The sequence below is a fragment of the Methylobacterium sp. Leaf117 genome (genome assembly GCF_001422985.1).
Lineage (GTDB): Bacteria > Pseudomonadota > Alphaproteobacteria > Rhizobiales > Beijerinckiaceae > Methylobacterium.
On record NZ_LMNL01000008.1, the window covers coordinates 33,577 to 40,053 of the forward strand.

Consider the following 6,477-nt stretch of genomic DNA (forward strand, 5'->3'; position numbering starts at 1 on the left):
TTCGCAGGATCAAGCCCCTGCCCAACGGGCACGCCGTCCGACCCATCGCTGCGCCCATCACATCCCGAAGGCGACCTTGCGGGTGTTGCTGCGCTGGAGGTTCCGGTAGCGGGCCATAGCCCAGAGGGGGAAGAACTTCGGGTAGCCGTGATAGCGCAGGTAAAACACGCGCGGGAAGCCGGTTGCGGTGTAGCGCTCCTCGGACCAGAAGCCGTCCGCGCCCTGAGTGCGGGTCAGATAGTTGATGCCACGCGTCACCGCCGGGTCATCGGCTTCGCCCGCTGCCATCAGGGCGAGCAGCGACCAGGCCGTCTGCGAGGCGGTGGAGTAGCCGGGCTCGAAAGCAGGGTCGATCTTGTAGGACGAGGCGTCCTCGCCCCAACCGCCGTCCGGGTTCTGGATGCGGATCAGCCAGGCGACCGCCTTGCGGATCTCCGGCGCAGCCGGATCGACGCCGGCGGCGTTGAGCGCGCACAGCACGGACCATGTTCCGTAGATGAAGTTCATGCCCCAGCGGCCATACCAGGAGCCGTCCTCTTCCTGGTCGTTCAGCAGGTAGGTGACGCCGCGATCGAGGGCCTTCGAGCTTTCCCGAGTCTCGCCAAGCTGGGCCAGCATCGAGACGACGCGGGCGGTGACGTCGGCCGTCGGCGGATCGAGCAGGGCGCCGTGATCCGAGAATGGGATGTGGTTGAGGTAATGGTGGTTGTTGTCCGCGTCGAAGGCAGCCCAGCCGCCGTCGCTCGACTGAAGACCCTCGACCCACTCGCGCGCGCGGGCGATGGCGTTGCCGTAATCCGGGACATCGGCGACGAGGCCGTGCTGGCGCGTGGCGCGATCCATCGCCATGACGACGACGGCGGTGTCGTCGAGGTCCGGAAAGTGCGGGTTCGCGTATTGGAAAGCCCAGCCGCCGGGACGCACGTTCGGCCGACCGGCCGCCCAGTCGCCCTTGATGTCGAGGACCTGGAGCGGCTTCAGCCAGTCGAGGCCTCGCCGGGCCTGATGTTCGGCATCCGGGCCGCCGGCTTCCAGCAGCGCGTGGCCAGCCAGCGCCGTATCCCAGACCGGGGATAGGCAGGGCTGGACGTAGGCCTCATGCTCCTTGACAACGACGAGCTTCTCGATCGCCTCGCAGGCGATCCGCACTTGCGGATGGTCCGCCGGGTAGCCGAGCACTTCGTACATCAGCACGGTGTTGACCATGGCGGGGAAGATTGCGCCGAGACCGTCGTCGCCGTTCAGGCGCTCGCTGACCCAGGCCACGGCCTTGTCCATCGCGCGCGCCCGGCGCTTCTTGGGGAAGTAGTCCTGTGTGACCTGGAGCATCCGGTCGATGGCCCCGAAGATCGGCGTCCACGGCCAGGTCGCGTGCGGGCTCCCGGGCCAGGTGCGGACGGTCTCAGGCGGAGCGACGAACAGCTCCGGAATGCCGATTCCGCGCGGGTTGCGGGCGCGCGGCTTCTTCGCCTGAATCACCAGCATCGGCACGATGACGCAGCGGGCCCAGTAGGAGACCTTGTCGAGGTGGAAGGGGAACCACTTCGGCAGGTGCATGATCTCGACGGGCATCACCGGCACGGCACGCCAGGGCACCTCGCCGTAAAGCGCGAGCAGGAACCGGGTGAAGACGTTGGAATTCGCGGCGCCGCCGCGGGACAGGATGGCCTCGCGGGCGCGGCGCATATGGGGCGCCTCGATCGAGTCGCCACTCATCTTGAGGGCGAAATAGGCCTTCACGCTGGCGCTCATGTCGAACGGCCCATCATGGACCAGGGCCCAGCCGCCATGCTTACCCTGCGTGCGGCGCAGGTAATTGCCGATCTTGTTTTCCAGCTCGGGCGCGATCTCGGTGGCGCGGAACTGGTGGAACATGATGTATTCGGACGGAATGGTCGCATCGGCTTCGAGCTCGAAGCACAGATGGCCGTCCTCGTGCGACAGCGCCGTCAGGGCCTGGGTCGCACGCACGACGCCACGATCGACGTCCTCGAGGGAGATCTCCTGGGTTTTCGGGCGCTGCAGCGCCTCGACCTTCCTGTATGCGTCCCGCATCGTCCTCGCCTCACAGGCCGCCCAGGCGGCCGCCTTATCTCACGCCGCGCCGCGCGCTCGTGCTTGTCCGCACGTGTCTGTCCTCTTGGCGAGGGCCAGCGCGGCGGTCGTTCCTGAACGGATGGCTCCCTCGATCGTCGATGGCAGGCCGGTCGCGGTCCAGTCGCCTGCCAGGACGAGATTTTCATGAGCCGTCACGGCGCCGGAACGCCGCGCGGCCTCGGCGGGCGTTGCCGCGAAGGTCGCCCGCTTCTCCTTGACGATCTGCCAGCTTGGCAGTTCGGGTGCAAGTCCGGTCAAAGTTACGATCTCCGACCAGATCTGACGTCCCAAATCCTCGCGCGGCACATCCAAGAGACGATCCGCTCCGCTGATGGTCACGGACAGACGATCCGGATAAGCAAACAGCCACTCCGTAATACCGTTCACCACACCCAGAATTAACGGCGCACCCGGCGGCGGGACCACAGCAAAATGGGCGTTCACGATCGAACGGTGGCTCTGCGGGGCCGGCAGGCCCGGCAGCAGGTCGCACGCGACCCACGGCGGCAGCGCGACGACGACCGCATCCTCCGGTGCCAGGGTGATGGTTTCGTCGCTGAAGACGAGGCCGTCGATGCGGCCGGCGCCGAGGACAAGGCTGCGCAGGCGGTGCCCGAAGCGCAACTCCGTCCCCCGCCGGGTGAGATAATCGATGGCAGGATCGACGAAGGCGGCCGACAGGCCACCGACTGCAACGAGGGGCCGGCACGCCTTGCCGCCGGCGCCCAGCGTCTCGCGCAGGATGGTGGCCGCAAGACCGGTGTCACTTTCCTTCGGGTCGGTGTTCAGGGCCGCGAGCAGGACGGGGTGCCACAGCCGATCGTAGAGCGTGCCTTCGCAGGTCATGCTCTCGCCGATGGTGCCACCCTGGCCCGGCGCCTTGCCGGCCGCTGCCTTCAGGATACCGAGAGGCGCTAGGTAGTCGCGCGCTGCGGTGCCGGGCACCCGACGGGAGGCCTGAAGCACCCACCACGGCACCCGGCCGGCATTGGGGCGCAAGGTCCAACGCTCGCCGGTCTTCAGGTCGGCGAAGGGAAACGCCGCTTCGTCCGGCCCGGACAAGGCACTCTCCGGGGCGCCGATCGTGCGCATGAAGGCGAGCGCCGAGGTATTGCCCGACAGCAGCAGGTGGTTGCCGTTGTCGATGGTAAGGCCGAGGGTCGGATCGTAGTACGAGCGGCAGCGGCCGCCAGCTTGCTTGGCCGCCTCGTGCACGACGACGCGCGCCCCGCGATCGACCAGCGAGACGGCGGCGGACAGCCCGGCGAGACCCGCCCCGACGACGTGGACCGTTCCCACCATCAGACGATCCCGTGCCGGAGGACGACGCCGAGAAGCGCGAGCTTGCCGGGCTTGACCCGCGCCCGCGGCTTGGCCCAGCCCCGGGTCAGGACAGCGTCGAGGTAGAGCCGATAGGCCGCCGCCATCAGGCGCGGCGCCTTGGTGACCTTGCGCGGGCACTTCGCGATGATGTCCCAAGTCTTGGCGTAATGCGCTTCGGCCTCACCGGCCACGGCGATGCAGACCTCGCCGATTCGCGGATGATCGATGGCGGCCTGGGGCGTCGGCGCGGTGAGGCCGATGGCGGCCAGCTTCTCGCGCGGCAGGTACAGGCGATTGCGCGCAGCGTCCTCGTCGATGTCGCGCAGGATGTTGGTGAGCTGGAGAGCGCGGCCCTCGTGATGGGCAAGCGCGATGCCCTCCTGCTCGGACAGGCCGAAGATCCGGACGGACAGGCGACCGACGGCGCTGGCGACCCGGTCGCAATAGAGGTCCAGGGTCGCCTCGTCGGGGGCGATGATGTCTTCGAAGGCATCCATCGCCATGCCGTCGATCACCGCCTGGAAGTCTTCGCGCAGGAGACCGTAGCGGCGGATGGGTACGACGAGGTCTTGCACCCGCGGCGTCGGGCGGCCGGCATAGAGTGCATCGATCTCGGCGCGCCAGCGGTCGAGTTCGGCGGCGCGGACGGGCGCGGGCCCGCCGTCGTCGGCGACGTCGTCGACAGCCCGGCAGAAGGCGTAGACCGCGTACATCGCCGCGCGGCGATCGGGCGGCAGGAGGCGCATCGCCGTATAGAACGAGGACGACTTTGCCGGGAGGGCGTTGACCTGAGGAGACGCGGATTCGGCGGCGGGGGACAGGGTGGCGCTCATGCCCGGCTCTCCCGTGCCACTTTCGCGGCTTGAACCCGCAGCGTTCGGCCGCGGAGGGGACGACGCGCGAGGGTGGTGGCGATGCCGCCGAGCGCGGTCAGCGCGAAGGCGGCTTTGCCGTGGTGCACCTTCTCGCTCAGAGGGTCGCGCTCCATCAGGCCCCGGCACAGCACGACGGCGAGGCGGTGGATCGCAGCGATCTCCAGGCTGAGGCGCAGATCGGCGATGAGATCGGGCAGCACTGCGCCCTCCTCGAGCAGCCCCATGGTGCGCTCCGCCAGTTCCCGGATCGCGCCCCGGAGCGCCGGCGATGCTTTGTCGGCAGACAGCTCCGAGATCTCGGCGCCATGCGCGTCGAGGGTCTCCTGCGGCAGATAGACCCGATCGATGGCGCGAAAATCCTTCCCACAATCCTGCAGGTGGTTGATGATCTGAAGGGCGGCGCAGATCGCATCGGACGGCCCCCAGACCACGCTGCGATCTTCGCCATGCACGTCCAGGACGTAGCGGCCGACCGGCATGGCCGAGAGGCGGCAATAGGCGATCAGCTCGTTCCAGTCGGCGTAGCGGTTCTTGCGCGCGTCGAGCCGGAAGGCGTCGAGAAGTTCGAGGGCATGCGTCGGGGGAAGCCCGCGCGCCGCCAGTTCCCGCCGCAGGGGCTCGGCAGCCGAATCGGTCGGACGGGTGCCCGTCAGGTCGTCGGCCAGGGCGTCGAGGAGTTCGAGCTTCCGCTCCTGATTCAGACCGGTATGATCGGCGACGTCGTCGCCGGCGCGGACGAAGTCGTAGAACGCCAGGATCGCACCGCGATGCTTGGGATGGATCAGGTGGGAGGCGACGGGGAAGTTCTCGTCGCGATAGCCCTTGCCGGTCCGCGCCTCGGTGGCGGTGTGGATCGTCGCGCTCATGGCAGGCGTCCCTCCTGGCGGAACCAGGCGATCGCGTCGGACAGGCCCTGTGCGTAGGGCCGCGCGGTGTAGCCGAGTTCGGCCCGCGCCTTCGCGTCGGAGAAGAACATCCGGTAGCGCGACATCCGGATGCCGTCGATGGTGGCGAAGGGGGCCTTGCCGGTGAACCGCGCGATCTGCTCGGAGACGAAGGCGATCGGGTAGACCACCGCCCGCGGCAGGTTCACGGTCGGGGCTTTGCGGCCGACCATGCCGGCGATGTCGGCCAGCATCTGCGACAGAAGCACGTTCTCTCCGCCGAGGATGTAACGCTCGCCGGTCCGACCGTGCCGGAGCGCCAGCAGGTGCCCGGCCGCCACGTCGTCGACATGGGCCAGGTTCAGCCCGGTATCGACGAAGGCCGGCATCCGGCCGAGCGCGGCTTCGAGGATGATGCGGCCGGTCGGGGTCGGCTTGACGTCGCGCGGGCCGATCGGGGTCGACGGATTGACGATGACCACGGGCAGGCCGTTGCGGGCCGCCATCTCCTCGACCACGCGCTCGGACACGACCTTGCTGCGCTTGTAGGCGCCGATGGCCGTGCCGGGGGTCAGGGGCCGGGTCTCGTCCGCCGGAGTGCCATCGTCGTGCGGCTTGATGGTGGCGACGCTCGACGTATAGACGATCCGCTCGATGCCGGCGCGCAGAGCCTCTTCCATCAGGATGACGGCACCGTCGCGGTTGGTCGCCACGATCTCTTCCGGATCGGGTGCCCAGAGGCGGTAATCGGCGGCGGCGTGGATAAGATAGCGCTGCCCCTGGAGGGCCCGTGCGACGGCGGCGCGGTCGCGCATGTCGCCCTCGACGATTTCGACGTCGTTCCAGGTCAGGTTGGTGCGCGGGGAGGTGGCCCGCACCATGATCCGCACGGGAAAGCCCGCCTTGCGGAAGACGTCGACCAGGGCCGCTCCCAGGAAACCGCTCGCGCCCGTGATGAGAACCGGGCCGGCATCGAACGGGCCGGAAGGGGTCGCCTGTGGCATTTCTCTCGTAAGGGTCTGAGGATCTTATGCGAGCGCCGGGCCCGAAGCGAACTTCGGACCCATGGATGGCGCGCTTTTGTCATCGAAATCGCTGCCGGACAAGCGCAACGGAGACACACCCGGGCCGCAAAGCCCGGGCAACCGTCATGCGCCGGCAGCGGATCAGGCGAGGCGCAGGCGACCCGACTGCCCGGCCTTCCGTTCGGGCAAGGCGGCCTTGACGGTGTTGAGGATGCCGGCGGCGTCGAGGCCGGCCTCGGCGTACATCGCGTCCGGCGCATTGTGGTCCTGGTA

Annotated in this window: 5 protein-coding genes; all 5 read right to left on the minus strand. The window is 68.6% G+C overall.

Going from position 1 to position 6,477, the window contains the following annotated elements; all coding sequences use genetic code 11:
- Positions 1 to 57: 57 nt before the first annotated feature.
- Genes shc through hpnA form a run of 5 tightly spaced genes read right to left on the minus strand, consistent with a single transcriptional unit; the run spans position 58 to position 6,183 of the window.
- Complete coding sequence (shc, locus tag ASF57_RS06410; protein ID WP_056481169.1) at positions 58 to 2,055, minus strand: squalene--hopene cyclase; 1,998 nt, start codon at positions 2,053 to 2,055, stop codon at positions 58 to 60.
- 39 nt (positions 2,056 to 2,094) lie between these two features.
- Complete coding sequence (gene hpnE, locus ASF57_RS06415; protein WP_056481171.1) at positions 2,095 to 3,399, minus strand: hydroxysqualene dehydroxylase HpnE; 1,305 nt, start codon at positions 3,397 to 3,399, stop codon at positions 2,095 to 2,097.
- Complete coding sequence (hpnD, locus tag ASF57_RS06420; protein ID WP_056481173.1) at positions 3,399 to 4,253, minus strand: presqualene diphosphate synthase HpnD; 855 nt, start codon at positions 4,251 to 4,253, stop codon at positions 3,399 to 3,401. The genes hpnE and hpnD overlap by 1 nt, the downstream gene beginning before the upstream one ends.
- Positions 4,250 to 5,161, minus strand: coding sequence for a squalene synthase HpnC (gene hpnC / locus ASF57_RS06425; RefSeq protein WP_056481175.1), 912 nt, complete (start codon positions 5,159 to 5,161; stop codon positions 4,250 to 4,252). The genes hpnD and hpnC overlap by 4 nt, the downstream gene beginning before the upstream one ends.
- On the minus strand, positions 5,158 to 6,183 hold the full coding sequence (gene hpnA / locus ASF57_RS06430; RefSeq protein ID WP_056481177.1) for a hopanoid-associated sugar epimerase: 1,026 nt from the start codon (positions 6,181 to 6,183) through the stop codon (positions 5,158 to 5,160). The genes hpnC and hpnA overlap by 4 nt, the downstream gene beginning before the upstream one ends.
- Positions 6,184 to 6,477 lie beyond the last annotated feature (294 nt).

Excerpts from the sequence above, each read along its gene's own strand:
- shc (WP_056481169.1), bottom strand. The coding sequence starts at position 2,055 with ATGCGGGACGCATACAGGAAGGTCGAGGCGCTGCAGCGCCCGAAAACC.
- hpnE (WP_056481171.1), bottom strand. The coding sequence starts at position 3,399 with ATGGTGGGAACGGTCCACGTCGTCGGGGCGGGTCTCGCCGGGCTGTCC.
- hpnD (WP_056481173.1), bottom strand. The coding sequence starts at position 4,253 with ATGAGCGCCACCCTGTCCCCCGCCGCCGAATCCGCGTCTCCTCAGGTC.
- hpnC (WP_056481175.1), bottom strand. The coding sequence starts at position 5,161 with ATGAGCGCGACGATCCACACCGCCACCGAGGCGCGGACCGGCAAGGGC.
- hpnA (WP_056481177.1), bottom strand. The coding sequence starts at position 6,183 with ATGCCACAGGCGACCCCTTCCGGCCCGTTCGATGCCGGCCCGGTTCTC.